This window comes from Tropicimonas marinistellae (assembly GCF_001509585.1).
Lineage (GTDB): Bacteria > Pseudomonadota > Alphaproteobacteria > Rhodobacterales > Rhodobacteraceae > Tropicimonas > Tropicimonas marinistellae.
The window spans coordinates 157,081-181,029 of record NZ_LNCI01000005.1 but is presented as its reverse complement, the minus strand read 5'-3'; the positions used below and the strand labels follow the sequence as shown (position 1 = coordinate 181,029).

The window sequence follows — 23,949 nt, the reverse complement described above, 5'->3', positions numbered from 1 at the left end:
AGCCACGCCTGCCAGAGACGGAGAGCTCGGCGAGTTACCGTCCGTCGGTGCCAGTGCTCAAGCGACGTCGATCGTAGACTGTCTCGACACAATCCAGATACACACCGGCGCGAGTTGTGGGGTGAGAAATCTGTCGCGTGAAATTATTGTGTAAAAACAGAAACATATAAGTTTCTATGGCGGAGAGACAGGGATTCGAACCCTGGGTGGGCTTGCACCCACAACGGTTTTCGAGACCGCCCCGTTCGACCACTCCGGCACCTCTCCGCGCTCCCTGGTCGGGGTGCGCGCGGTGTAATGGCTGCGGGCAGGGGGCGCAAGTGGTTTTCTGGCCCGGATGCTCCGCGGCAACCGCAGCGACCGGCGAGGGGTTGCAATGCCGTCGAACCGGGCTAAGCCTGAGTTGGAAAGGGAACCGAACATGTCACTTCATCCGCTCATTGCCACGACGATCGCGTGCTTGTTCGCGACGATTCTTTCCGCACAGCCGGTTCAGCCCACGCTGCGGGCCGACCCGTCCGAGCGGGAGCGTATTGGCCCGCTGATGGATGCACTCCAGATGCCGGCAATGCTCGAAATCATCCGCGAAGAGGGCATCGGTTACGCCGACGAGTTGGAAGAGGACCTCTTTCCGGGGCGCGGCGGCGACGGTTGGATCCGCATGGTGGAAGATATCTACGAGACCGGGCGCATGGAGTTGATGATGCGCGACGGGCTCGGGGCCGACCTGGATCCCTGGCACATTGATCCCTTGCTCGACTTCTTCACCTCGGAGACAGGTACGCAGATCGTGGCGTTGGAGCTTGGTGCGCGCCGCGCGATGCTGGACCCGGACGTGGAAGCAGCGAGCGCCGACATTCTGGCCCAGATGCGTGCGACCGGCGCGGCTCGGCTTGAGACGTTGGAGGAATTCGCAGCGGCCAACGATCTTATTGAGCGCAACGTCGTCGGAGCGCTGAACGCGAATTTCGCCTTCTACACCGGGTTGAACGGGGCCGGCGCCTTCGGGGATTTCATGGGCGAGGAGGATATGCTGCGCGAGATCTGGTCACAGGAAGCCGAAATCAGGGAACAGACGGACACATGGTTGTTTTCCTACCTGGCAATGGCCTATCAACCGCTGTCTGATGAGGATTTGAGGGCCTATATATCTCTCTCGCAAACGGACGCCGGGCAGGAACTCAACAACCACCTTTTCCACGCATTCGACGATATGTTCCAAGCGCTGTCCTATGACCTCGGCATGGCCGCCGCGCGGTTCATGGCGGGCGAGGATTTGTAGTCTCGTTGAGTTCACATTAGCCAGCTTAGCGTTGTGGCAAGAAAGGCGCATCGCTCACCAGAACCGTACCGGACGGTGGCGGCATGCATCTGCTGCTGCCAATGAATAAAGGGACTTCGCCGCCAACCATCTGCCGGCGCACTTCGAGAGGCCCCTGAACGCCGGTCATGAGATATCGACCCGACATCGATGGATTGCGTGCGGTGGCGGTGTTGCCGGTTGTCTTTTACCACGCCGCCATACCCGGGCCATCGGGCGGCTACATTGGCGTCGACGTCTTCTTTGTCATCTCGGGGTTTCTGATCACACGCATCGTTGCGGACGAGATCGCACGTGGGACGTTTTCCCTGACAGGCTTCTACGAGCGACGGGCGCGGCGGATATTGCCGGCCCTGACGGCAGTTGTCGCGGGGACACTGGCGATGGGGTGGATTCTGCTGCTGCCGGGCGAGCTGCGTGACCTCGGGCGCTCGGCGCTGGCCGCCGCGTTGTTTCTGTCAAACGTCTTCTTCCAGCAAACGCTGAACTACTTCGACGGTGGGGAGTTCGCTCCGCTTCTGCACACGTGGTCGCTGGCGGTCGAGGAGCAGTTCTACCTGTTCTTCCCACCGCTACTGGCGCTCTTGATCGGCCGCAGCGGCCGACGCACCGCAATCAAGGTGGTCGTTCTGCTGTCATTCCTCTCCCTGGCTTTTGCAGTCGCCCTTTTGCCTTCGCGCCCCTCAGCAGTGTTTTTCCTGATCTTTTACCGCGCCTGGGAGCTGGGGATCGGCGCGTTGCTCGCGCTCGCAAGCCTACCGGTGGTGGCATCTCGATCACTGCGCGAGGCATTGGGCGGAGCGGGATTGCTGGCAATTCTCGTGCCTGTCTTCGCCTACGATACGACCACGCCGTTTCCCGGGCTCGCCGCGCTTGTGCCCGTTCTCGGTGCGGCCGGGCTTATCTATGTCGGGGGATTGACCGGCGGGAGCACCGTGAGCCGGCTTCTGAGCCTTCGTCCGATTGTCTGGGTCGGTCTTGTTTCCTACTCCCTCTACCTGTGGCACTGGCCAATCATGGTCTATCTGCGGGTGCTTACGGCACGCGCGGTTCTCAGCGTCGAGGTCGGATTGGTCGCCGTGGCCGCCTCCGTCCTCTGCGCGTGGTTGTCCTATCGCTACGTGGAACGGCCCCTCCGGCGCAAACCGCCGGAAGGGTTTGGACGCAAACCGGTCTTCGCGCTTTCGCTGGCAGGGATCGCCGCCATGGTGGTCGCCGGTGGAACATTCTGGGCCATGGACGGCGCACCGCATCGCATGCCGGAGAGTGCCCGGAAGCTGGCAGATGCGCGTCTGGACCTTCGCCCCGGCAGTCTTGCCTGTTTCCAGAAGTTGCCCGCCGACGGACTCTGTGAGATCGGCGCGCCAGCGGCAGACGCGTCGCCGATGGATTTCCTGATCTGGGGCGACAGCCATGCCGTTGTCATGCTGGCAGGTTTGGACGCCACCGCGAAGGCCGCCGGAAAACGCGGCCTGGTCGCCGGCAAGACAGCCTGCCCACCGGTCTGGGACGTTCGCGAACTGCCGGGTCTGCCCGCCTGCGCCCGTTTGAACGCCTCCATCCACACGCTTCTGGCAGAACGCAGCGACCTGCCGCTGGTTATCCTTGCCGCGCGCTGGCCCCTTTGGGTGGAGGGCAGGGGATTTCGGGGTGAGTGGAACGGGCGCGTGCGGCTTGAGTGGGTCGGTGCCGCCGAGGCACATCCTGCCGGAGGCGACAACGCAGCGATCCTTAACGCGGGTCTGGAGCGCACGATTGCCGCGATCCGTGCTACCGGTCGCGAAGTCGTGCTGGTTGGTTCGGTTCCGGAAGTTGGCTGGCATGTCCCGAACGAACTCGCGCGCCGGGCGATGCTCGGTCTCCCCGATCCACCCGGGATTACGCGGAAGGACGTTCAGCAGCGGAGCGCCCGCACCGAGGCAATTCTCCAGACACACGCCGCCGCGCAGGATGGTGTGCGCTACATTCCCCTGACGCCGGCCTTTTGCGCCAGCGATACCTGTTCGATCCGGGACACCGCAGGCGTGCCTCTCTACATAGACGATGACCATATCACCCGCACGGCATCGGAGACCCTGCTGCGCGATGCTCTGGCACGTATCTGGTCCGAGCGTGACACACGATCCCAAGCTGCGCTTTCCGGCGGGGCAGGGGAGCGCGCCCTCGGCCGAACAAAGCCTTGACAGCAAGGACGTTCTCGACCATATCGCGCACTCCGGTGCGGATTATCGCCCGGAACCAAGAAACACGTCCCGCAAGGGGCGCGCTGTCCGAGGTGCCGGAAAACCGGCGCAAACGCCCGCGAGGGGACCAAGAAGGACGCGTCGAGAGCAAAGGAAAGACCCATGTTTGCGGTCCTGAAAACCGGCGGCAAGCAATACCGCGTCCAATCGGGCGACGTGCTGCGCGTCGAGAAGCTGGCGGCCACTGCCGGCGAAACCGTTCAATTCAATGATGTCCTGATGGTCGGCTCCACCGTGGGTGCGCCGCTCGTCGACGATGCGGCCGTTCAGGCCGAGGTCCTCGACCAGATCAAGGGCGTCAAGACCATCAACTTCGTCAAGCGTCGCCGGAAGCACAGCTCCAAGCGTACCAAGGGCCATCGCCAGCAGCTCACCGTGCTCCGGATCACCGAGATCCTCGAAACCGGTGCCGGTGCATCGGGCGTGAAAGCTGCCGTGGGTGCGGGCTCCGTCGCTGGCGTTGCAGCCGCCGCCGAAGCCGCGCCGGCGCCGAAGAAGGCAAAGGCTGCGCCGAAGGCCAAAGCCGCCGCCGAGGCACCTGCCAAGGAAGCCCCGGCTGCCGAAGCGTCCGCTGGCGCTGACGATCTCAAGAAGCTGTCGGGTGTCGGCCCGGCGCTGGAAAAGAAACTGCTCGCGGCCGGTGTGACCAGCTTCGCGCAGATCGCCTCATGGACCGAGGCCGATATCGCCGAGTTCGACGAGAAGCTGTCGTTCAAGGGCCGTATCGAGCGCGAGGGCTGGGTCGAGCAAGCCAAAGCCATCGTGGCCGAAGGCTGAGACAGAAGGAGCAAGCGATATGGCACATAAGAAAGCAGGCGGTTCATCCCGTAACGGTCGCGACTCCATTGGTCGCCGCCTTGGTGTGAAGAAATACGGCGGCGAAGCCGTGATCCCTGGAAACATCATTGTCCGTCAGCGCGGCAACAAATGGTGGCCGGGCGAAGGTGTCGGCCAGGGCAAGGATCACACGATCTTCGCCACCGTCGAAGGCGCCGTGAAATTCCACAAGGGCCTCAAGGGCCGCACATTCATTTCGGTTCTCCCGGTCGCGGAGGCCGCAGAGTAAGCCGAAACCGAGTGTTTAGACATTCTTAGGGGGGATCGGCGAAACAGCCGGTCCCCCTGATGATTCTCTGAGGAAGGGCGAAGAATGAATTTCGCTATCCGGAAAATGCGAGATGGTGGCGGAACGGGCGAGCGTCGGATTGTTCGACCTTTGGCCGGCGCTGCCTTCTGGGCGACCGTCGCCGGGATCAGTTGGGCGGCGTTCCGGCTCGGTCAGGTCCGTTTTCAACCGGAAGCGATTGCAACGGGCGTGCCGGGTATGGCGTATCGGCTCTTCATGCTGCCGTTGAAGCTCGGCGTAACCTTGGCGCAGGCACCCCAAGGGCTACTTGCCTTGCAAGTTGCCGCATTGATGGCCATTTCTTCGGCATACTTCGTGCGATCAAAGCCACGTCACCACGCTCCTGGAGGAGGGGCCGCGGTGTGGCAGATCGGTTGTGAGAGAGTAACGCTTCCCGGGAGGAGGGAAACGACATGGAACTGAACCAGATCATCGGACAATCCGTCATACCTTCGGCGCGCATCACGTTGCGCCCGCTGCAAAAATCAGACAAGGGCCTGCTGGAGCTCTACGCGGGCGATGAACGGATTGCGCGGTACACACGTTCCATCCCGCACCCGATGCCACCGGGGGCCGTTGAGGCGTTCATCAATCGCAGCCATGCGAAAGACCGCAAGGCCGACGTCTGGGCTCTGGACGGCACGGCATCCGGCCTGGGCGAGTTGGTCGGTGTGGTCAGCCTGTCTCGGATGGAAGACGCGCCCGGAAAATCGGAGATTGGCTATTGGGTTGCGCCGCTGATGTGGCACACGGGCCTTGCGTCTGAAGCGGTCGGCGCATTGCTGGCAGCCAATCCGCAGGAATGTGAGACGATCTTTGCCGAGGTCTTTCAGGACAACCCCTATTCGGCGCGTATCCTGACACACGCGGGGTTCGAGTACCTTGGCGATGCCGAAGTGTTCTCGCTTGCACGAGGGAGCAATGTGCCCACGTGGACCTACCTCAAGAAGCTGTGACAAGCATTTGATCTATTGAAAGAAAACGGGGAGAGGCCTCGTTTTCATTCGGTGTCGGCCAAGACAGCATCGCTCGGCGTGATCCGCTGACCTCAACCGGCAGATCGGCTCCTCGCCGTGGCTCAACGTGAAGCGGCACTCCTGAACGTATGGGGCATTCGCGCCCAATCCAGCTTGAGACTGAAACGGTTTCGCTCTATCGGCTGGTTTATCCCGCTTTGAGGCACGCAGATGAAGTTTCTCGATCTCGCAAAAGTCTACATCCGCTCCGGCGGCGGCGGCGGCGGGGCGGTTTCGTTCCGGCGCGAGAAGTACATCGAGTACGGCGGGCCGGACGGCGGCGACGGCGGCAAGGGCGGCGACGTGGTGGCAGAGGCTGTCGAAGGGCTCAATACGCTTATCGACTTCCGCTACCAGCAGCATTTCTTCGCTAAGAACGGCACCCCCGGAATGGGAAAACAGCGTACGGGCGCCGATGGCAAAGACATTGTCCTGCGCGTCCCCGCCGGAACCGAGATTCTGGGCGAGGACGAAGAGACGGTCATCGCAGATCTTGCGCGTGTGGGTGACCGGGTGGTTTTGGCCCGGGGCGGCAACGGCGGCTTCGGTAACCTGCATTTCAAGACGTCGACGAACCAGGCGCCGCGCCGCGCGAACCCCGGCCAACCGGGTGTCGAGCGCACGATCTGGCTACGGCTGAAACTCATCGCCGATGCCGGCCTGCTAGGGATGCCGAATGCCGGGAAGTCCACTTTCCTCGCGGCCACATCGAACGCGCGGCCCAAGATCGCCGACTATCCGTTCACCACGTTGCACCCCAATCTGGGCGTTGTTGGCATAGACAATACCGAATTCGTTGCCGCGGACATTCCCGGGCTGATTGAAGGCGCGAGCGAAGGGCGCGGGATCGGCGACCGCTTCCTCGGTCACGTTGAGCGTTGTGCGGTATTGCTGCATCTCGTGGATGGTACGGCCGCAGACGTAGTAGCCGACTACGGCACGATCATCGGTGAGTTGGAGGCCTACGGCGGGCACCTTGCGGAGAAGCCACGTATCACGGCACTGAACAAGATCGACGCATTGGACGCGGAAGAGCGCGCGGAACGATTGGCAGCGCTCGAAGAGGCGAGTGGCGGTCGCGTCTATGCCATGTCCGGGGTAAGCGGCGAGGGGCTCACGCCGGTGTTGCGGGCGTTGCGCTCGGAAATTGATGCAGCGCGCCGGGACGAACGTGTCGAAGAACATCCAGAGGCGGAGGAGGGTGGGCCGTGGCGACCCTGACGCGTCGAGAGTGCCCGGCGCTCACCGATGCCCGGCTTCTTGTTGTCAAGATCGGCTCGGCGCTGCTTGTCGACAGGAAGACCGGAAAACTCCGGGAATCCTGGCTCACCGGTCTCGCTCAGGATGTGGCCGAAGCACAGGCGCGCGGCGCCGGTGTCATCCTCGTGTCTTCTGGATCCATCGCGCTCGGCCGGTCCACGCTCGGCCTGACGGAAGGTAATTTGCCACTGGAGCAGTCCCAGGCAGCGGCCGCGGTGGGGCAGATCGAACTTGCACGCGCCTATCAATCCGCGCTCGCGCCGCACGGCATTTCCGCCGCACAGATCCTTGTGACCCTGGAAGACTCCGAAGATCGTCGTCGCTATCTGAATGTTCGCGCCACGCTGGAAACCTTGCTTGGCCTTGGAGTTGTTCCGATAGTCAACGAGAACGACACGATAGCGACCGACGAGATACGATTTGGAGACAACGACCGGCTGGCCGCGCAGATTGCCGTTACGGTCGGCGCGGACCAACTGGTGTTGTTGTCTGATGTGGACGGTCTCTACGACGCCAACCCGGCCGAAGTGCCGGCCGCGCGGCGCTACGACATTGTCGAGCACATCACGCCCGAGATCGAGGCACAAGCGGGCGACGCCGCCTCCGGTCTGTCTCGCGGAGGCATGAAAACCAAGCTCATGGCGGCGAAGACAGCCACGAAGGCCGGATGTGCGCTCGCAATAACCGAGGGGTCGGTTGAACGTCCGTTGCTGGCACTGCAAAACGGTGCGAACTGCACGTGGTTTCTGACCGAGGGCGACCCGCAAGTCGCACGCAAGCGCTGGATCGCCAGCATGAAACCCCGTGGAGAGATCACGGTGGACGGGGGTGCTGTCCGGGCGTTGGAAGGCGGCAAGTCACTTCTTCCGGCGGGTGTGACCGGCGTGTCAGGACGGTTCGGGCGGGGGGAACCTGTCGCCATTATCGGTCCGGAGGGGCGCTTGGGGCAGGGGCTATGCCGCTACACGTCGGCCGAGGCGCGCGCCATCGCCGGACACCGCTCCGGAGACATCCAGGAGATTCTCGGATACCCTGGACGCGCGGCACTGATCCACCGCGACGACATGGCGATCTGAGTTCACGCACCGGTGGTGACGGCCGCATGGCAGCCTATTCGCAAAGCCCGGCTGGCCAGTTGAGCGAAGCGACAAATTGCAGTAGGCAAGGCCACCCGCAAGGAGCCGACCGATGAAAGACCTGACAGACAACATCCCCGCCCTGATGGCTGAAATTGGATCCCGGGCACGTGCGGCCGCTGCCGAACTGGCCTTTGCAAGTGCCGCGCAAAAGCGTGCAGCCCTGGATGCCGCCTCCGAAGCCGTCTGGTCCAGTCGCGCTGCGATCATCGAAGCGAATGCCAAGGATCTCGAATACGGACGCGCGAAGGGCCTGACGGAAGCCATGATGGACCGTCTGAAGCTGGACGAATCCCGCATTCAGGGGATTGTCGACGGTCTTCATGCGGTCGCCGGACAGGATGATCCGGTGGGCGCGACAATTGCAGAATGGGATATGCCGTCGGGTCTGCATATCCGGCGCGTTCGTACGCCGCTCGGAGTCGTGGGTGTAATCTACGAAAGCCGGCCGAATGTTACGGCAGACGCCGGGGCGCTTTGCCTCAAGGCCGGGAATGCGGTCATTCTTCGTGGCGGATCGGAGAGCTTCCACTCCTCATCGGCCATTCACGACTGCCTGGCAGAGGGCCTTAAGGCGGCCGGGTTGCCCGAAGCCGCAATTCAACGCGTCCCCACGCGCGACCGGGCTGCGGTGACCGAGATGCTGCGCATGACCGGCACGATCGACGTGATCGTACCGCGTGGGGGCAAGGGCCTTGTCGGGTTGGTCCAGCGCGAGGCACGGGTGCCTGTCTTTGCGCATCTCGAAGGCATCTGCCACGTCTACGTCGACAAGGCCGCCGATCCGGAAAAGGCGCGCGCGGTTGTCTTGAACGCCAAGACCCGCCGTACGGGGATTTGTGGCGCGGCTGAATGCCTGCTGGTCCATCGCGATATCGCCGCGGGTCTCGGACAGCAAATCGTCGATGACCTGATGGCAGCAGGCGTGGAAGTGCGCGCGCGCGGTCTTGCGGGTACAGTGGATGCGAAGGACGACGACTTCGGCACCGAGTTCCTGGATATGAAGATCGCCGCGAAAGTCGTTGACGATATTGACGATGCCATTGCGCATATTCGTACGTACGGCTCCAGCCACACCGAGGCGATCCTGACCGAAGACGATGCTGCGGCCGAGCGCTTCTTCCAGCGGCTCGACAGTGCGATTCTGATGCGTAACGCCTCCACGCAATTTGCCGATGGCGGCGAGTTTGGCATGGGCGCCGAAATAGGGATTGCCACGGGCAAGATGCATGCGCGTGGTCCTGTGGGCGCGGAACAATTGACAAGCTTCAAGTATCTCGTCGAAGGCGCGGGAACGACCCGCGCCTGACGTCAGTAGGAGAGCACAACGCGCTGGTCGTTTCGTTGAACTTCGAGCACGCGGCCCATTTGCGTCAACGTCTCCGGCAGTAGCGCGAAATGCACCAGTGCGGGCGTCACGTCCGTGTCGCTTGGACGTTTTTCCAGGAGCGCCCATATCTCGGCGTCTATCCGGAATTTGGCTGCCGTACCGCTGACCTTCCAGCGTCCGTCAACGCGACTTACCTCCGCACGACCACCAAATGGCATGGCGCTTTCCAGGCATTGCAGTGCAAGGAGGGCGGCCTTCGCCTCGGTCCGGCGGCAATCGGCATTGAGTGTCCAGGCAACGTCGAGCCGCGAGCCCGCGTAGAGGTCCTGCAAGATCGAAATGACCTCGGTACGGCTCGTCGCCTGATCGCGTCCCGATTGACCATAGGCCAGCCGATAGAAGCGGATGCGGGCGTTTGCATTGGCAACGCTCTCGGAAATCAATGAAAGCTCGGGGCCGACGCCACCGCCGGACATGGACAGCAATTCGATGCCATTTCCGATCGCACCGATTGGACTGATCAGGTCGTGACAGATGCGCGATCCGATGAGCGCCGGAATATCGATGGGCCGTGAAGGCTGGTCACTGGACATAAACACGGAATCCTGCAGGTATGACGGACATGAATGACCTTAACCCATTCCTGGAGCCTGGCGCGCTTGTTCGCCATCCCGACCGCCCTGACTGGGGTTTGGGCCAGGTGCAATCCATGATTGGGCATCGGATCACGGTGAACTTTGAACATGCGGGCAAGGTCGTGATTGACGGACGGATCATAGGGCTCCTTTCCGACTTCGACTGAACCTCGCCAACATTGGAAATCGTTAACAAACGCGGGAAACATAACTAGCACATCGCTAGGGTCAATTCGCCGGATATGGGGAGCGTGTCGGAGCCGGGAACTTGCCAAGCGAAGGGCGAGTCCCTAAGACGGTCCACCATGATGAACGGCCCGCTCAACCGCTCCGCATGACTCCGGACGACTCCCACTTCGAAATCCGCCTCGCCGAGACGGAGCAGGATCGCCTTGCGGCCCAGCGGTTGCGATACGAGGTTTTCGTCGAGGAACTTGGCGGCGACGGTGAGTTGGTGGACCACGCCGAGCGGCTGGAGCGCGATCGCTTTGACCCCTACTACGACTACCTCATTCTCGTAGATCGCCGCCGGGACGCCGCTGCACTTGAGCATGTGGTGGGCGTCTACCGACTGATGCCGGGAGAGCGCGCAGCGGATGCCGGCGGCTTCTACTGCGCGGGGGAGTACGACCTCGAGGTCTTGGAACGCTCCGGGCGGCGGCTTCTGGAACTCGGCCGATCCTGTCTGCACAAGGACCACCGGGGCGGTGCCGCGATGTTCCATATCTGGAATGGTCTCGGGCGTTACATCTTGGAACGCGAGATCGAAGTGCTGTTTGGCGTGGCCAGCTTTCACGGGACCGATGTGCAGGCACTTGCGCAACCGCTGTCGTTCTTGCACCACTCCCATCTTGCACCGCCTGAGCTGCGCGTGCGTGCGCTCGACCAGCACTTCGCGCCGATGGATATACTTCCGGCCGACCAAGTGGATCGTCCGGCGGCGGTGCGCGCCATCCCGGCACTGATAAAGGGCTACCTGCGGCTTGGTGGCTACGTTGGGGAAGGGGCCTTCGTCGATCGACCGTTCAATACGACGGATGTATGCCTTGTGATGGACACCGCCCGCATTTCTGCGAAGCAACGGTCCCTTTACACGGGCGGACAGGCGTGAGCACGACCTGGCGGTCGGACGAGGCGCCTGGTCCCTCGCGGCCGCTTGGTGTCCGTGACTGGCTACGCGTGGTGCGCCGCGGCCTCCCGTTGGGCATTGTCGTTTTCGGCTGTCTGGGCCTGTTGCTGCTTGTTCGGGTGGTCGAACGTCCGGCATTCGGCCTCCGTCGGCCGATCACGCCATGGATTACCCAATTCGTCTGCCGGGCCGCGTTTGTGCTGACCGGAATCCACCGGAAAACGCGGGGAACGCCGCTCGCCGGCCGCGGAGCAGCAGTGTCTAACCATGCCAGCTGGCTCGATATCTTTGCGCTCAACGCTGGCGACCGGATCTACTTTGTCTCAAAGGCCGAAGTGGCCAATTGGCCGGGGATCGGTTGGTTGGCCCGCGCCACGGGCACTGTCTTCATCAATCGCGACCGCAAGGAAGCGAAGGTTCAGCAGACGCTCCTGGTCGACCGGCTAAAGGCCGGGCACCGATTGTTGTTCTTTCCCGAAGGCACAAGTACAGACGGCAAACGCGTTCTGCCCTTTAAGACCACACTTTTTCAGGCGTTTTTTACCGATGGGTTGGTCGATGGGCTGGAGGTTCAGCCGATCAGCCTTGTCTATCATGCACCAGCTGGCGAGGACCCGCGCTTTTACGGCTGGTGGGGTGATATGGATTTTGCCGACCATCTGCTAAAGGTATTGGCCGCGCCTCGGCAGGGTTCCGTTGAAGTGATCTACCACCTGCCGATCCATGTGGCCACGAGCGGCGGACGCAAGGAGATATCAGCTACGAGCGAAGCGGTCGTTCGCGGCGGCCTCGAGGCGGCTCTGGCAAAGCCGCCAACGGCGTAGGACGGGCGCGGTCGTCCCCTCGCGGGGCAACGCGCTGCCGTGCTTACTCCTCGACCCACCAGACGTCCGGTTGGAATCCGATCCAGTCGCCATAGATCTGCGTCTTGCCCTCCGGGAATTTGAGCGAGGCCTGGTGCGCCAGGCGTCCAACGGGCGAGAACCAGATCGGGACAACATAGCGCCCGGTGGTCAGAATCCGGTCCAGCGCACGTACGGCGGCCACGAAATCTTCCTTGTCGCGGGCATTCACCATCGCGTCGATCATCGCTTCGGCAGCGGGGCTCGAAATCCCCATCCAGTTCCGCGTGCCGGGTGTCTCGACACCGTCGCTGCCCCAGTAGAGCCGCTGTTCGTTGCCCGGGCTGAGCGACATACTGCGCAGGTAGAACGCCATGTCGAAGTCGTAGGCGTCCGTGCGCTCCTTGTACTGGGCGTTGTCCACAGTGACGAGCGTCGCGTTGACCCCGATACGTTTTAGTTGTTCCACGTAGAGCTCGGCGACGCTGGACACATCGAAACCGTAGAACGCGCCAGACCGCAGCAGGATCTCGAATTCGAGCGCCTCGCCATCTGCATTCCGCATTGTACCGTCCTGGATCGTCCAGCCCGCCTCTGACAGCCTGTCGATGGCGGTCCGCACGTTCCGGCGGTTGGCCGGGCTACCGTCCGAGGCGGGAAGGCTGTAGCCCTCCAGCGCGCCCGGTAGCAGCTCATCGGAAAAGGGTTCGAGCAGGTCCAGTACCTTGCCGTCGGCGGGACCCTCGGTCATGCCGAGTTCGGAATTGGAGAAGTAGGATGTGATCCGCGGTTCTGCGCCACCGGTCAGGGCCGAATTGACGAACTCGAAGTTAAACGCGTGAATCAAAGCATCGCGCACCCGCCAGTCGTCGAAAGGTGCGCGGCGGCTATTCATGACAAAGCCACGAATGCCCGATGGGCGTTCATTGGGGATCTCCGACAGGACGATCTCGCCGGATTGCACGGCGGGGAAATCGTAGGCCGTCTGCCATTTCGAGAGGTTCAATTCACGGTAGGAGGAGACCTCACCGGCGCGGAAGGCCTCAAAGGCGACGTCACCGTCGCCGTACCACTCGTAGCGGATTTCGCCGATATTGTGCTGCCCGCGATTGAACGGCAGGTCGGCGCCCCACCAGTCGGGATCCTTCACGAGGGAGAGATACCGGCCCGGTTCGAAATCGCCGACCACGTAGGGGCCCGAGCCGACCGGCGGCTCAAGGGAGCTTTCATCGAACGCGCGCCCGTCATAGGTGGCCTTTTTCAGGATCGGCCGGAGACCGAGGATCAGTGGCAACTCCCGGTCCTCGGTGTTGAAGGTGAAGCGCACAGTCCGCTCACCGACCGCCTCGGCCGACTCCACCTTGGACCAGGCGCCGCGGTAGCGCGGGTGGCCGAGGGTGCCGAGGGTCTCGAACGACCAGAGCACATCTTCCACCGTCACGGGCGAGCCATCGGAGAAATGGGCTTCCGGCCGTATCGTGAACTCAATCCACTCCCGATTCGGCCCGGTCTCGACCGATTCGGCGAGCAGCCCGTAAAGCGTGAAGGGTTCATCCCAGTTGCGCCCCATGAGGCTCTCGAAGCCGTAGCTGCGATGACCGTAGACGGCGTTGCCCTTCAGGATAAACGGATTGAGACTGTCGTACCCACCGACCTCGGTCAGAACGATCCGACCACCTTTCGGCGCATCCGGGTTCACATAGGGAAGTGACACAAAATCCGGTGGCAGGGCAGGGTCGCCGTACATAGCTATGCCGTGTGCGGGCTCCGCATTCACGAATCCCCCCGTTGACGTTAACACGGCGCCGAAGGCTAAGGGCCGGAGAGCCCTGAAAAAATCCCGTCGCATTTTGGCAACAATCCCTCTCTGCCCTTGTTTATTTGGCTCGGAGCGTAGTCTCGCAAGTCAAGAATTTCAAACTTTTACCTTGGACTCTGAGCTTCCATTGCGTATAACTAAGGCACTGCTCGATAGGTTTCTTGCCTGTATGAAACCTGCCTCAATGACTTGACGCCCGCCTTGTGCGGGCGTTTTTTTTACTCCACCAGTTCTTGTCTCGGGGCAATACCGATTCCGGTGCGATCGCGTGATTTGCTTCGCAGTCCTTCGCGCAATGCGCGTTTCCTGCATTCTTGTCGCGGAACCGACGTGTCACGTCTTCATTTTGCAAGTGCAGCGGATAGTCTGCACACGACAAGCAATGGGAGACTGGAATGTCGCTAAAGGGAAAAACCGCCGTTGTGACGGGCTCGAACTCGGGGATCGGCCTCGGCGTTGCCTGGGAGCTGGCAAAGGCTGGCGCAGACGTGGTGCTCAACTCATTCACCGACCGCGATGAAGACCACGCACTTGCTGACGAGATCAGCAAGGAAACCGGGACAACCGCACGCTACATCAAGGCCGACATGTCCAAGGGCGTGGAATGCCGAGACCTGATCGAGCAGGCGGGCGCCTGCGATATTCTGGTCAATAACGCGGGTATCCAGTTCGTCGCCGGAATCGACGAATTCCCGGTAGAGAAGTGGGACGCGATCATCGCGATCAACCTCAACTCGGCATTCCATACCACGGCTGCCGCTCTGCCCAAGATGCGGGCGGCCGGTTGGGGCCGGGTGATCAACATCGCCTCCGCCCACGGTTTGACGGCCTCTCCGTTCAAGTCAGCTTACGTGTCGGCCAAGCACGGCGTTGTCGGCATGACGAAGGTCGTAGCGCTGGAGACGGCACAGGAGCCGATAACCGCAAACGCGATCTGCCCCGGCTACGTGCTGACCCCATTGGTTGAGGCGCAGATCCCGGACACCATGAAGGAATACGACATGAGCCGCGAGGATGTGATCAAGAAGGTCATGCTGGAACGCCAGCCCTCGAAGGAATTTGCGACTGTCGAGCAGATGGGCGGAACCTGCGTTTTCCTCTGCTCGTCGGCCGCGGACCAGATCACGGGGACGACCATCAGTATCGATGGCGGCTGGACGGCCCTCTAGAGACAGCCATCCAGTCTCGAAAACCGTGAGCGTCAATCGGTGGCGTGGCTCAAACGGGCCACGCGCCGCGCCTCTACACATCGGGGAGCCGGAAGGGACGGGTGCATGAAACGGATTAATCTCGCCTTGCAGGGCGGCGGCGCACATGGCGCCTTCACGTGGGGCGTCCTGGATCGTTTGCTGGAAGACGAGGAGATCGAGATTGCCGGGATCTCCGGCACATCGGCCGGCGCTCTGAACGGAGCCGCCCTCAAGGCCGGGCTGGTTTCAGACGGCAAGGGCAATGACCGCGACGCCGCACGCGCGAACCTGAATTGGCTATGGCAACAGGTGGCCGGCGTTCAGGATCTACGCCTCACCCATTGGTTCGCGCCATTCGCGCCGCCGACGGAGATCTATGCGCAGGTCGTGGAGTCGTCCCCGCTCTACGGTCTCATGGATATGGCGAGCCGCATGGTGAGCCCTTATGATTATGGCGTGCTCTATTCCAACCCGCTGGAGCGCGTGGTCGAGCGTTTCGAATATGACAAGGTCTGCGCGCATACCGGCCCGGCCTTTTTCGTGTCAGCCACGAACGTGCGGACCGGCAAGATCCGGGTCTTCTCGGGGGACGAAATCGGCACCGAGGCGATCCTGGCGTCCGGCTGTCTGCCAACCATATTCAAGGCGGTCGAAATCCACGATCCAAAGACCGGCCAAATCGAAGCCTACTGGGATGGTGGATATACCGGCAACCCGGCGCTCTTTCCGATGTTTCGCCGCGATCTTCCTGCGGACATCGTGATCGTGAATATCAATCCCCTGAGCCGTCCGGAGGTGCCGCGTTCGGCAATCGACATCCACAACCGCGTAAACGAGATCAGCTTCAACTCATCGCTGTTTCGCGAACTCCGGGCAATCCAGTTCGTACACGACCTGATCGCTCAGGGGATCATGGACGCAGCCCAGATGCGAAATCCGTTGCTACACATGATTGCCGACGACGATTTCATGCGCGATCTGTCTGTGGCGACCAAGATCATTCCCTCGCCGGTGATCCTGTCGCGGCTGAAGGAAGCGGGCAGGGGAGCCGCTGACCGGTTCTTGACCGTCCACAAAGCCGATCTCAACGAACGTGAAACCGTCGATCTCCAGGCGATGTTCGGGTGAGCGTTGCTTTCGCCCGGTGTCAGGCGTCAAGCTTGTCGCGCTGTCGTTCCGCCTCCACCGCCAGCGGGATCCCGCCCGGGGTCGGCGGCGTGTCCGACGTTCGATCCGCTGGATAGACGAGCCCGGCGGAGATCACCAGTTTGGCGGCATCTTCCACCGACATGTCCAGGTAGATGAGATCCACCTCCGGTACGAAGAGCAGGAAGCCGGACGTCGGGTTCGGGGTCGTGGGCAGGAAGACCGACATGATCCGTTCAGTGTGCGGCACCTGCCGGTCGATCTCTCCCTTGGCGCTGGTTGAGACGAAGGCGATGGCCCAGAGGCCCGGTCGCGGGTACTGGATCAAGCAGGCCTTGTCGAAATTCGTTTCGGTCTGGGCAAAAACCGTTTCGGCGATCTGTTTCACGCCGTTGTAAATGGAGCGCACGATCGGCATGCGGTCCACCAACCCCTCCGCCCAGTCGATGAGCGAGCGGCCGATCACGCCCTTGGCGATCCACCCGATCACGACCGTGAACACAAGGAAGAACACAACGCCGACACCACGCACGTTGATCGTGGTGTCTTCGCCGAAATACCGCTTGAAGTAGGTTTCCGGTTGATAGGCATCGGGCACGAAGGGCAACACGAAGCTGTCGACCCAGCCGACGACGGTCCATATCAGCCAGACGGTCAGGCCGACCGGCGCGATCACGACGAGACCGGTCAGAAACGAAGAGCGCAAATTGGCTAGCAGCCCCGGCTTGCGGCGAGGGTGGTGTGGGGGATGGTCGCGCCCCGGGTCGTCGTTCGAAAGGTGATGCATCTGTTTTCGCGCCGAAGGATTGATCAGCTACCTATGTAGCGGGGGGGCGTCGCGCAAGCATGTTGGCGCGTGGGACGAGAAATGCGCTACTGCCGAGCGGCGATTTCGGTGGCGATTTCGGCGGCCAGGCGCGCATTATTCAGCACGAGTGCGATGTTTGCCTCCAGCGAGCGTCCTTCGGTCAACTCGAAGATCCGTTGCAGCAGGAACGGCGTGACCGCCTTGGCCGCGATGCCTTGTGCATCGGCTTGCTGCTGTGCACGCGCAATGATCGGGGCGAGTTCTGCCGCCGGAATCTCGTCCTCTACCGGGATCGGATTTGCAACGAACTGGCCGCCGTGAAGCCCCAGCTTTCGGCGCATGAGATGCGAAGCGGCGATTTCGGCGGCTGTGTCGAGCCGCAAGGGGGCCGGTAGACCCGAATCCTGAGACCAGAAGGCGGGCAGGTTGTCCTGACCGACGGCAATCACCGGCACACCTTGAGTTTCCAGAACCTCCAGCGTCTTGGGAAGGTCGAGGATCGCCTTGGCGCCGGCGCCGATCACCGTAACGGGCGTTTCCGCAAGTTCGCGAAGATCGGCAGAGATATCGAAACTCAGCTCGGCGCCTTTGTGTACCCCGCCGATCCCACCGGTCGCAAAGACGGAGATTCCGGCCAGATGTGCCGATATCATCGTCGCGGCGACGGTCGTGGCGCCGGTTCCGCCGGTTGCGAGGCACACGGCAAGGTCCGCACGGCTTAGTTTGGATACGTCGTCGGCCTTAGCCAGTGCTTCGAGCCGTTCGGGCGATAGGCCCACGTGCAGGGTCCCGTCCAGAACCGCAATGGTAGCAGGCACGGCCCCGGCATCGCGCACAGCCGCTTCGACGCGCTGCGCAGTGTCCAGGTTTTGCGGCCACGGCATCCCGTGGGTAATGATCGTGCTTTCGAGTGCCACGATGGGCTTTCCCGCCGCGGATGCGGCGGCGACTTCCGGCGAAAGGGTCAGGGGGACGGTCATGTCAGCTTGTCTCCGAAACATAGGCGGCGGTTATGCCTAAGGCAGCTTCGAGGGCAAAGACGCCTGTCAGACCTCGCGCCTCGGCCGCGATATGCGCCGCCATGAAAGTATCGCCCGCGCCGGTCACGCGCGTGACGATCACGGGTGGCGGGACCGCGGTCAGAACGCCGGATGCGCTGGCCTCGGCCATTTGCGCGCCGCCGTCAGTTACCAGCACGCGCCGCGCGCCGAGCGATACGAGCGCGGTTGCGGCACTCTCTGCCGATGCGAACTTGTCGTCGCAGATCAGCCCCGCCTCGATCCGGTTCACGTAGAGCGTCGCCCGGGGATGGCGCAGAATTGGCACAAGTCGCGACGCCTTGCCGGGAGAGGCAGGCGCAATCCGAAGATCTGCATTCAAGAACAATGGGCTATCGGCAATTCTTGAGAGAAGGCTCTCAGTCAGGTTCCCGTCGAGTGCAACGATGCCGGCAAATGGATCCTCCGCCGAGCCCAACCGGCCGTCGGAAAGAGGCGAAAGGATCGTCTCTCCCGCCCGCTCCAGTGAGTGCGCGTCGGCAACGGCGGCAACCAGCCCGTTTTCCGCCTCGATCGCCATGTACTGATCCGTTGGCAGGGTATCGGACCAGGTTATGTGGTCGATTTCCATCCCGAAACCTGCCGCCGCCTGTGCCAACTCGCGGCCGGCGGCATCTTCTCCGAGAACCGTCAGGAGGGCAGGCTGCAACCCTTCCCGAACGAGCGCCATGGCGATGTTCATGGCCACGCCGCCCGGCAGGCGCGTTATTCGCCCCGGAACGTCATGACCAATCCCCATGGATCGCGGCGTTCGTCCGATCACGTCCCACAGGACCGAGCCGATACAGAGGATTTCCGTCGAAGTCTCCATGCCCGCACATGACCCCGCGCACCGAGCCGGTGCAAGCCCCAGTTTGAACAAGGGCGCGGACGCCCGGCGTTTTTCCACCGTGACGCAGGTGTCCGGCGCTACATATGCAGCGATACGGTCAAGTCATCGACAACCGGACACATCGCACCCAACTCGGAAGCGCGCGGCTCGCGTGGCTTGAGCCAGCGGCTTACCGGATACCGCAGCCACCTTCGCGCAGACCGTACCCGCGCGGGTCAACACCGACCAAGGGCTGCGCCCCGCTCCTCGGGGTCACACGGCGGTCTGGCCAAACAACGGGTATCTGTCAGGTTCCTCAAATGCGTCGATCGCGATGGACCCCGCGCGAACGCGCGCGGAATGGACGGCTCCGGCGGGAATGTCCCAGGATTGCCCCGGTCCGTAGCGACGTGTTTCACCTGCAATTGTGATCTCCACCTCACCCTGCAAAAGCGTGCCCCATTGAGCGCCATGACTGTGCGGCGGCAGGTCCACGTCCGCGTGGAAGACGAAGAAAACTAGCAGCGCATCCTCGGTCTGCATGGCCCGGCCCTCGACCACATCCGGCGCGAAAGGTATATCGAGCGCGGGCAGCGCCATAAGGAAGTCGGGAAGGGGCATCGGCGAGTCTCCTCTCATTTCCACCCTGATAGCAGTCAGTCCGGGTTTACGGCATGAAAAACCGGGCAGGGGGTTGCCAGCAGCCGCAGGATGGAGTATCCGCGCGCCACTTCACAGGCGGGGCCTGGGCCAATTGGGGGAGACATCCCCATGAGGTCCGCCGGTTGGGCGACAGCCCGTTATGACCCCGCCGAGGACGCGAAACCGGAAAGGATACGATATGGCGCTTCCTGAGTTCACTCTGCGTCAGCTGCTTGAAGCTGGCGTTCACTTCGGTCACCAGACCCAGCGGTGGAACCCCCGCATGGGCGAGTACATCTATGGCGACCGCAATGGCATTCACATCCTCGACCTGACGCAGACCGTCCCGATGCTGGACCAGGCGTTGATGGCAGTGCGCGATACCGTCGCCAAGGGCGGGCGCATCCTGTTCGTCGGCACCAAGCGCCAGGCGCAGAAACCGATTGCCGACGCCGCCGAACGCTGCGCGCAGTATTACATGAACCACCGCTGGCTTGGCGGCACGCTGACCAACTGGAAGACCGTCTCCCAGTCGATCGACCGTCTGCGCGCGATTGACGAGCAGATGGCATTGGGTGCCGAGGGTCTCACCAAGAAAGAGCGCCTGCACATGGAGCGCGATCAGGCCAAATTGCAGGCCTCGCTCGGCGGCATCCGCGAGATGGGCGGCATTCCCGACCTTCTTTTCGTCATCGACGTCAAGAAGGAAGACCTCGCCATTGCCGAAGCCAAGAAGCTGGGCATTCCGGTGGTTGCCGTCGTCGATACGAACTGCTCGCCCGAGGGTGTGGATTTCGTGATCCCCGGCAATGACGACGCCGCACGCGCCATCGCGCTCTACTGCGACCTGATCTCGCGTGCAGCGCTGGACGGCATGTCGGCCCAGATGGACGCTGCCGGCATCGACGTGGGCGAGATGGAAGAAGCGCTTGTCGAGGAGGCCCTCGAAGGAGCGGCAGAAGCCGCGCCGGAAGCCGTCGAAGAGACCCCGGCAGAGGCCTGACATCGGCCGCAGCTGGCGCTGTCACCAAACTGACATAGGCGGCAGGCTATTGCCTGCCGCAACAAGACCCCCAATCGAGGAGAGCCAAAGATGGCGATCACCGCGAAACTGGTGAAGGAACTGCGCGACAAGACCGGCGCAGGCATGATGGACGCCAAGAAGGCGCTGACCGAAACCGACGGCGACATGGATGCCGCTGTTGATTGGCTGCGCACCAAGGGGCTTGCGAAGGCCGCCAAGAAATCGGGCCGCACGGCCGCTGAGGGCCTCGTCGGCATTACCGTCGACGGTGGCAAGGGCGTCGTGGTCGAAGTGAACTCCGAAACCGACTTCGTCGCGAAGAATGCCGAATTCCAGGAGATGGTACGCGCTATCGCTGCCGCTGCGGCAAATGTCGCCGATGTGGACGCACTGAAGTCGGCCGAAATCGACGGCAAGGCGGTCGAAGACCTGATCACCGACAAGATCGCCAAGATCGGCGAGAACATGTCGCTGCGCCGTATGGCCACCGTCGAGGGCGACACGGTCGTGTCCTACGTCCACAACGCCACCGCACCCGGTCTCGGAAAGATCGGTGTGCTGGTTGCGCTGAAGGGCGGGGACGAAGCATTTGGCAAGCAGGTTGCGATGCACATCGCTGCCTCCAGCCCGGCGTCGCTCTCTGAGGCCGACCTCGATCCGGCCGTGGTCGAGCACGAACGCCAGGTTCAAATGGACATTGCCCGCGAATCCGGCAAGCCCGAAGCCGTGATCGAGAAGATGATCATCGGCCGGATGAAGAAATTCCTCAGCGAAGTGACCCTGCTCGGTCAGGCCTTCGTTGTGAACCCCGACGTGACCGTCGAGGCTGCCGCCAAGGACGCCGGTGCCGAGATCATCGGGTTTGTCCGAATGGAAGTAGGCGAGGGGATCGAGGTGGAGAAGGAAGACTTCGCCGCAGAAATCGCCAAGGCCGTGCAGGGCTAGGTTCGCCTGCTGCGCCATCGACGCATTGAAAAGCACTCGAACGCCGCCCCCGGGGCGGCGTTTTCCTTTTTTACCTTACACTTAGACACACATTCTAAAGCGGCCGACGATCCTCCGGCGACGGCTTTCCAAGCAATGTACGCGGGTGAAATCGGGTGATGGTCATGCAGGGATAAGCGCCGGTCCGGCAGGCCGATAAATAAGCCGCCGGACCGGCATCCGGTTTCCCGGAGCAATCAGGCGCTCATCTGAATCACGACAACCCGCCCTTTCGCTGTTCCTTGGCAATAATAGCCACCACTCACGGAACACGTTTGACATCGCATAATTACGTTAAGTAAGGCTAGTACGGAATCCCTGACCTCGCGAAATCGTCATCGGTAAAACTACCTACAATTCAATATTCTACGTCATTTCTGCACCGCAGAAATCCTGCGACGTCAGTCCTTGACAATGAAAATCTGATTCAGGAACGACGCTTTCAACACGGCCTGCGCCGTGGTGGCGACACCCAGAACATCGCGGGCAAGACGCAGGTGTTTTTCCACGGTTGCAGACGTCAATCCCATGATGGCGGCAATCTCCGCGGTGGTCTTTCCGTCGCCAACCCATTCCAATGCCTCCCTCTGACGGGAGGTCAGAGAGCGCCGCTGGCTGGGATTGGGCAATGAAATCAGGCGGAGATGGAGAACATTGCTCATCGCCTCGATCAAGCGCCCGTATTTCTCCCATATCTCGTCGACCTCGTCGAAGGACAGGGCAGGGACCGACGTCAGGCTCAACGCGCCTTTCGCACGCGCCGAATTGGCCCGGAAACTAATCGTGTAACCGGCAAGGAACCCCTGACGCTTGTTGAACGACCAGATCTTCTGGGCGGAGGCAGGGAGTTCGCCATTGCGCAACCTGCGCTCGGTCTCCCGCCACGAACTTGCGCCGACGTTGCTGAGCGCCCAGAGCGTCATCGGTGCGCTCAGGTAAAGGCGGTCGTCAAGGAACGGTCGAATATAGGAACGGTCGTGATTGGTCAGGATGAGCATATCCTGCGGGTCGCCGAGCGAGTGTTCGGTACGGAAACGCGTGAAACCGTAGAGAACCCGATTGAAACCGAACCGACCCATCACGGACTTGTGGTATTCCCAGACCTGCTGCATTTCCGGCAGCGACGTGACACGCTCGATGTACTCCAGAAGGGTCGCGCTTTCTCCTCCGGTAAAACCGTCGGTCAGCAATTCGGATGGATTGCCGGTAGAAAACTGATCGTCGAACCCTTCGAGCATCAATGCCAAACCGTTAGAACAAACCGTTACACGATCATAGAAAGGGGGGTAATCCCTGTCGATACGGTAGAACTACCTCCCTCGTTTGGTCTGGAATGTCCCGTAACTCCAATAGGGCTGCCTTGATCCGAGCGAATTCGCCGGGGCCAATCGCGACGAGCGACGCATCGTCACCTCAGACTTGCGCACACCGGCAGGCGGGAATGCGTTCAACGCCGGTAAACCGCGAGATTTGCCGCATTTTCGTTGTCATTCGACGGGACTATGTTCGCCTCGATTGCCGATGCAATACGTGCACGCGCAGGTCGCGGCGTACGGATGCACGCGCTTGGGTGCGCCACCCAATCCTCAATCCTCCCGGACTCGGCGCACAACAACGACATATGAAAGGCATACCAATGAACGCCAGCGTCGACTTTGGAATCGAGCAGGAAAATGCGGCAGTCGCTGTTGCAGGAAAACAGGCGATCTGGACCGACACTTCCGCTTCGGTTCCCGCGCTTCCTGACTATTTGGTGGACGTTTACACTTGGGCCTACGTTGCGCCGAAAATGGTGGACCTATTGGACCGCGAACTCGTGGTCGCAGCCATTCTTTGGCTGCAACAGAACAAGCTGATGCGCGCGGCACGCGCCGAATTGGAACCTGGAAGCCGCGTTCTTCAACCGGCCGCAGTGTACGGGAAACTGGTTGGTCATCTCGCCGAGAAGATCGGGCCAACCGGGGAATACCACGTCACCGACATTCAGAAGGTGCAGATCGATCACGTGAAGCGCAAGATCGGGAATTTGCCGCAGGCCCGATGTGCGTTGAGCGACGCCCGGACAACCGGCGACGGGCTCTACGACACCGTGTGCTGTTACTTCCTGATGCACGAAGTGCCTGACGACTACAAACACGACATCGCCAATAACCTGGCATCGCGCGTGAAACCGGGCGGAAAGCTCATGTTCGTCGATTACCACGAACCCGCATTCCTGCATCCCATGCGTCCGATTATCTGGCTCGTTTTCAAATGGCTGGAGCCTTTTGCAAAGACGCTGTGGAAACACGAGCTACGAGAATACGTCGCCGACGGAGACCAGTTCGAGTGGCGAAAGGAGACTTTCTTCGGCGGGCTCTATCAGAAAGTCGTGGGGACCAAGCGCGCCTGATACACGTCGGAAGTGCGATCTATGTGCGGTCGGTCCT

Annotated in this window: 23 protein-coding genes and 1 tRNA gene; 16 read left to right on the top strand and 8 right to left on the bottom strand. The window is 61.9% G+C overall.

Annotated features, from left to right (window positions below):
• Positions 1-177 precede the first annotated feature (177 nt).
• Positions 178-267: transfer RNA gene (locus ARC39_RS12005), tRNA-Ser, on the bottom strand.
• Positions 268-421: 154 nt separating this feature from the next.
• Here ARC39_RS12005 and ARC39_RS12000 point away from each other — a divergent pair.
• The 8 genes from ARC39_RS12000 to ARC39_RS11960 all read left to right on the top strand — a co-directional run bounded on the left by ARC39_RS12000 (position 422) and on the right by ARC39_RS11960 (position 9,411).
• A complete protein-coding gene (locus tag ARC39_RS12000) occupies positions 422-1,282 on the top strand; it encodes a DUF2059 domain-containing protein (RefSeq protein ID WP_068114746.1) in 861 nt (286 codons plus the stop codon).
• Between the two features lie 167 nt (positions 1,283-1,449).
• Entirely contained in the window at positions 1,450-3,504 is a 2,055-nt protein-coding gene (locus tag ARC39_RS11995) for an acyltransferase family protein (RefSeq protein ID WP_068114745.1), read from the top strand.
• A gap of 162 nt (positions 3,505-3,666) precedes the next feature.
• Positions 3,667-4,341, top strand: coding sequence for a 50S ribosomal protein L21 (locus ARC39_RS11990; protein WP_068114743.1), 675 nt, complete (start codon positions 3,667-3,669; stop codon positions 4,339-4,341).
• Positions 4,342-4,360: 19 nt separating this feature from the next.
• Complete coding sequence (gene rpmA, locus ARC39_RS11985; protein WP_068114741.1) at positions 4,361-4,630, top strand: 50S ribosomal protein L27; 270 nt, start codon at positions 4,361-4,363, stop codon at positions 4,628-4,630.
• Positions 4,631-5,103: 473 nt separating this feature from the next.
• Entirely contained in the window at positions 5,104-5,646 is a 543-nt protein-coding gene (locus ARC39_RS11975; protein WP_068114737.1) for a GNAT family N-acetyltransferase, read from the top strand.
• A gap of 231 nt (positions 5,647-5,877) precedes the next feature.
• Positions 5,878-6,927: a GTPase ObgE gene (gene obgE, locus ARC39_RS11970; protein ID WP_068114734.1), complete on the top strand. Its 1,050-nt coding sequence runs from the start codon at positions 5,878-5,880 to the stop codon at positions 6,925-6,927.
• The gene (proB, locus tag ARC39_RS11965; RefSeq protein ID WP_438273264.1) at positions 6,924-8,042 is read left to right on the top strand and encodes a glutamate 5-kinase; all 1,119 of its coding nucleotides are present in this window, start codon (positions 6,924-6,926) and stop codon (positions 8,040-8,042) included. The genes obgE and proB overlap by 4 nt, the downstream gene beginning before the upstream one ends.
• A 112-nt stretch (positions 8,043-8,154) precedes the next feature.
• Entirely contained in the window at positions 8,155-9,411 is a 1,257-nt protein-coding gene (locus tag ARC39_RS11960; protein ID WP_068114731.1) for a glutamate-5-semialdehyde dehydrogenase, read from the top strand.
• A 2-nt stretch (positions 9,412-9,413) separates the two neighbouring features.
• Here the strand turns inward: ARC39_RS11960 and ARC39_RS11955 are convergent, their stop codons facing one another.
• Positions 9,414-10,025 (bottom strand): histidine phosphotransferase family protein, encoded by a 612-nt coding sequence (locus tag ARC39_RS11955; RefSeq protein ID WP_068114729.1) that lies wholly within the window; start codon positions 10,023-10,025, stop codon positions 9,414-9,416.
• Between the two features lie 29 nt (positions 10,026-10,054).
• Here ARC39_RS11955 and ARC39_RS11950 point away from each other — a divergent pair, with 29 nt between their 5' ends.
• The 3 genes from ARC39_RS11950 to olsA all read left to right on the top strand — a co-directional run bounded on the left by ARC39_RS11950 (position 10,055) and on the right by olsA (position 12,020).
• On the top strand, positions 10,055-10,234 hold the full coding sequence (locus tag ARC39_RS11950) for a DUF3553 domain-containing protein (protein WP_068115173.1): 180 nt from the start codon (positions 10,055-10,057) through the stop codon (positions 10,232-10,234).
• A 167-nt stretch (positions 10,235-10,401) separates the two neighbouring features.
• Complete coding sequence (gene olsB / locus ARC39_RS11945; protein WP_068114727.1) at positions 10,402-11,178, top strand: L-ornithine N(alpha)-acyltransferase; 777 nt, start codon at positions 10,402-10,404, stop codon at positions 11,176-11,178.
• Positions 11,175-12,020 carry a lyso-ornithine lipid O-acyltransferase gene (olsA, locus tag ARC39_RS11940; RefSeq protein ID WP_068114725.1) on the top strand — a complete coding sequence of 282 codons (846 nt, stop codon included), beginning with the start codon at positions 11,175-11,177 and terminating at the stop codon, positions 12,018-12,020. Before olsB ends, olsA begins: the two co-directional genes overlap by 4 nt.
• Positions 12,021-12,063: 43 nt before the next feature.
• On the opposite strand, the gene ARC39_RS11935 is transcribed toward olsA, so the two are convergent.
• The gene (locus ARC39_RS11935) at positions 12,064-13,887 is read right to left on the bottom strand and encodes an extracellular solute-binding protein (protein ID WP_068114723.1); all 1,824 of its coding nucleotides are present in this window, start codon (positions 13,885-13,887) and stop codon (positions 12,064-12,066) included.
• 365 nt (positions 13,888-14,252) lie between these two features.
• On the opposite strand from ARC39_RS11935, the gene ARC39_RS11930 reads away from it, so the two are divergent.
• Both ARC39_RS11930 and ARC39_RS11925 read left to right on the top strand, forming a co-directional pair.
• A complete protein-coding gene (locus tag ARC39_RS11930) occupies positions 14,253-15,026 on the top strand; it encodes a 3-hydroxybutyrate dehydrogenase (RefSeq protein ID WP_068114722.1) in 774 nt (257 codons plus the stop codon).
• A gap of 105 nt (positions 15,027-15,131) precedes the next feature.
• Positions 15,132-16,175, top strand: a complete 1,044-nt coding sequence (locus ARC39_RS11925; RefSeq protein ID WP_068114720.1) for a patatin-like phospholipase family protein — start codon at positions 15,132-15,134, stop codon at positions 16,173-16,175.
• A gap of 19 nt (positions 16,176-16,194) precedes the next feature.
• On the opposite strand, the gene ARC39_RS11920 is transcribed toward ARC39_RS11925, so the two are convergent.
• The 4 genes from ARC39_RS11920 to ARC39_RS11905 form a co-directional block, all read right to left on the bottom strand.
• The gene (locus ARC39_RS11920; protein ID WP_078059224.1) at positions 16,195-16,980 is read right to left on the bottom strand and encodes a DUF502 domain-containing protein; all 786 of its coding nucleotides are present in this window, start codon (positions 16,978-16,980) and stop codon (positions 16,195-16,197) included.
• 86 nt (positions 16,981-17,066) lie between these two features.
• Complete coding sequence (locus tag ARC39_RS11915) at positions 17,067-17,981, bottom strand: pseudouridine-5'-phosphate glycosidase (protein WP_068114719.1); 915 nt, start codon at positions 17,979-17,981, stop codon at positions 17,067-17,069.
• Between the two features lies 1 nt (position 17,982).
• A complete protein-coding gene (locus tag ARC39_RS11910) occupies positions 17,983-18,870 on the bottom strand; it encodes a PfkB family carbohydrate kinase (RefSeq protein WP_068114717.1) in 888 nt (295 codons plus the stop codon).
• A gap of 273 nt (positions 18,871-19,143) precedes the next feature.
• Positions 19,144-19,491 (bottom strand): cupin domain-containing protein, encoded by a 348-nt coding sequence (locus tag ARC39_RS11905; RefSeq protein WP_068114713.1) that lies wholly within the window; start codon positions 19,489-19,491, stop codon positions 19,144-19,146.
• A gap of 220 nt (positions 19,492-19,711) precedes the next feature.
• On the opposite strand from ARC39_RS11905, the gene rpsB reads away from it, so the two are divergent.
• Together rpsB and tsf are read left to right on the top strand one after the other, a co-directional pair.
• Positions 19,712-20,515: a 30S ribosomal protein S2 gene (rpsB, locus tag ARC39_RS11900; protein ID WP_068114712.1), complete on the top strand. Its 804-nt coding sequence runs from the start codon at positions 19,712-19,714 to the stop codon at positions 20,513-20,515.
• 90 nt (positions 20,516-20,605) lie between these two features.
• A complete protein-coding gene (gene tsf / locus ARC39_RS11895) occupies positions 20,606-21,481 on the top strand; it encodes a translation elongation factor Ts (protein ID WP_068114709.1) in 876 nt (291 codons plus the stop codon).
• 440 nt (positions 21,482-21,921) lie between these two features.
• Here the strand turns inward: tsf and ARC39_RS11890 are convergent, their stop codons facing one another.
• Positions 21,922-22,758, bottom strand: coding sequence for a helix-turn-helix transcriptional regulator (locus ARC39_RS11890; protein WP_078059223.1), 837 nt, complete (start codon positions 22,756-22,758; stop codon positions 21,922-21,924).
• 398 nt (positions 22,759-23,156) lie between these two features.
• Here ARC39_RS11890 and rquA point away from each other — a divergent pair, with 398 nt between their 5' ends.
• Entirely contained in the window at positions 23,157-23,912 is a 756-nt protein-coding gene (gene rquA, locus ARC39_RS11885; protein WP_068114708.1) for a rhodoquinone biosynthesis methyltransferase RquA, read from the top strand.
• The last annotated feature ends 37 nt before the right edge of the window (positions 23,913-23,949 follow it).

Coding starts and splice junctions, on each gene's coding strand:
- rquA (WP_068114708.1), top strand. CDS start 23,157: ATGAACGCCAGCGTCGACTTTGGAATCGAGCAGGAAAATGCGGCAGTC.
- ARC39_RS12000 (WP_068114746.1), top strand. CDS start 422: ATGTCACTTCATCCGCTCATTGCCACGACGATCGCGTGCTTGTTCGCG.
- tsf (WP_068114709.1), top strand. CDS start 20,606: ATGGCGATCACCGCGAAACTGGTGAAGGAACTGCGCGACAAGACCGGC.
- ARC39_RS11950 (WP_068115173.1), top strand. CDS start 10,055: ATGAATGACCTTAACCCATTCCTGGAGCCTGGCGCGCTTGTTCGCCAT.
- rpsB (WP_068114712.1), top strand. CDS start 19,712: ATGGCGCTTCCTGAGTTCACTCTGCGTCAGCTGCTTGAAGCTGGCGTT.
- ARC39_RS11995 (WP_068114745.1), top strand. CDS start 1,450: ATGAGATATCGACCCGACATCGATGGATTGCGTGCGGTGGCGGTGTTG.
- ARC39_RS11915 (WP_068114719.1), bottom strand. CDS start 17,981: ATGACCGTCCCCCTGACCCTTTCGCCGGAAGTCGCCGCCGCATCCGCG.
- ARC39_RS11935 (WP_068114723.1), bottom strand. CDS start 13,887: ATGCGACGGGATTTTTTCAGGGCTCTCCGGCCCTTAGCCTTCGGCGCC.
- ARC39_RS11975 (WP_068114737.1), top strand. CDS start 5,104: ATGGAACTGAACCAGATCATCGGACAATCCGTCATACCTTCGGCGCGC.
- ARC39_RS11955 (WP_068114729.1), bottom strand. CDS start 10,025: ATGTCCAGTGACCAGCCTTCACGGCCCATCGATATTCCGGCGCTCATC.
- obgE (WP_068114734.1), top strand. CDS start 5,878: ATGAAGTTTCTCGATCTCGCAAAAGTCTACATCCGCTCCGGCGGCGGC.
- ARC39_RS11920 (WP_078059224.1), bottom strand. CDS start 16,980: ATGCATCACCTTTCGAACGACGACCCGGGGCGCGACCATCCCCCACAC.
- ARC39_RS11960 (WP_068114731.1), top strand. CDS start 8,155: ATGAAAGACCTGACAGACAACATCCCCGCCCTGATGGCTGAAATTGGA.
- ARC39_RS11925 (WP_068114720.1), top strand. CDS start 15,132: ATGAAACGGATTAATCTCGCCTTGCAGGGCGGCGGCGCACATGGCGCC.
- rpmA (WP_068114741.1), top strand. CDS start 4,361: ATGGCACATAAGAAAGCAGGCGGTTCATCCCGTAACGGTCGCGACTCC.
- ARC39_RS11910 (WP_068114717.1), bottom strand. CDS start 18,870: ATGGAGACTTCGACGGAAATCCTCTGTATCGGCTCGGTCCTGTGGGAC.
- olsB (WP_068114727.1), top strand. CDS start 10,402: ATGACTCCGGACGACTCCCACTTCGAAATCCGCCTCGCCGAGACGGAG.
- ARC39_RS11990 (WP_068114743.1), top strand. CDS start 3,667: ATGTTTGCGGTCCTGAAAACCGGCGGCAAGCAATACCGCGTCCAATCG.
- ARC39_RS11905 (WP_068114713.1), bottom strand. CDS start 19,491: ATGCCCCTTCCCGACTTCCTTATGGCGCTGCCCGCGCTCGATATACCT.
- ARC39_RS11930 (WP_068114722.1), top strand. CDS start 14,253: ATGTCGCTAAAGGGAAAAACCGCCGTTGTGACGGGCTCGAACTCGGGG.
- ARC39_RS11890 (WP_078059223.1), bottom strand. CDS start 22,758: ATGCTCGAAGGGTTCGACGATCAGTTTTCTACCGGCAATCCATCCGAA.